Annotated in this window: 1 protein-coding gene; it reads right to left on the minus strand. The window is 56.4% G+C overall.

The features are described from left to right. Positions 1-77 precede the first annotated feature (77 nt). Positions 78-1,361, minus strand: coding sequence for a hypothetical protein (locus EOM25_14970; GenBank protein NCC26480.1), 1,284 nt, complete (start codon positions 1,359-1,361; stop codon positions 78-80). Positions 1,362-1,416 lie beyond the last annotated feature (55 nt).

The raw sequence follows: 1,416 nt of genomic DNA on the forward strand, positions 1-1,416 counted from the left end.
CCGAAAGAGAACGACGAGCACGGCTCGCCGATTCGAAATTCCTTTCTTCTCTTCCGGACGACTTGAGATTTGCCCGTTCAGGTTTCTCTGGTCAAGGGCCTCGCTTGACGTCTTGGCCTGTCGATCGACCGTGGTTGATTGATCTGTCTCCTTCTGCCTGCAAACAGATCCTCGGCAAGATCCAGTAGATGCTTTCTGGGGTCCATCACTGGCCGACCATTGGGGCCAAGGAGTCTGTAGGAGCTATTCTGGCCTCCACGCATAACTGGAAGTCTGCAATACCCCTGCAAATCGTCAAACACATTGCCGGTTTGAGACTGGATGAAGAATTGCGCCCGCCCGTGCCCGTCACAGCTATAAACCGTGTCGTGGCCCATGCGGTTCAACCAACGAACCACACCAGCCATGGCCGTATCCATTTCCTCCAAGTCGATGTTCTCAAAACCCATCTGATTTTTGCTTGGGCCTTCGCTCCCGCTGTGAATGCCTTCCCAGGCCGAAAGCCAGCTGTTTTCGTCGTACTCCGGTGACGGTGGTCTGAAGACCGTGCCGTCGAAGTGGCCTGTCAGCCCCAATTCGGCCAGCATGCGGCCAAGATAGGCCCGGTTGGGTTCATTTTCAGCCGAGAAATCAAAGGCTCCGTTCGTTTCCTCGAAGACGAATCCCGAACGGATCAGAATCCGGTTCCAGGGGATGAATCCGGCCCCATAGCGGCAATGGGTCTGCCTACGTTCACGGTCAGGATCAAACAACCGGCTCCTCTCACTGACCTGCCAATTTTCGACCCGTGGGGCCGGTTCCTCAGTTTGGGGCAGTCGTTCACGCTTGTCGAGTGAAGGCATTTTGCCGCCGATGGTCCTCGTTCCAGACCAGGGGCTGTAGAGCCGGAAATACACTGGTCGCAGGATCTCGATGTCCATGTTTTCGATCTCGGCAAAGCTCTGGAGGTCGCGAAGGTCGCTGGCTCCATCCTTGAAAATGGAAAGGACCAGCTTGTAGTACCTCTGAGCATTGACCGCTTGGCAGACTTCGAACAGGTGGTTGAAATTCTCGTCCTTGAGTTCGGACAAGTCGATCCGGCCCAGGAGGGGATTTCTTCGCTCGGTGCCAACCATGGCCCACAGGGCCTCCTTCATGGTCTGACTTCTCAGGCCGAACACGGCGAACATGATCAGGGCCGAACGGCACGGCGCTTCAGGCGATGGAATCCAGACGATCTCCTGGTCGGCCAACGCAGATCTGGGATACAGGATCATGGCGGCCCGACTGTTGACATGATAGTCGATCCGCCAGTCGATCCCGAGGCCTCCGTGGTTCTGATGCGAGGATCCGAAGAGAAACTCAGCGACGCATGTGGACATGGGCACCTCCTTGGTTGCGTGTCCTGGACCTCAAATCGGCCCGATGAAGAGTCGA

It is taken from the genome of Deltaproteobacteria bacterium (assembly GCA_009929795.1).
Lineage (GTDB): Bacteria > Desulfobacterota > Desulfovibrionia > Desulfovibrionales > Desulfomicrobiaceae > RZZR01.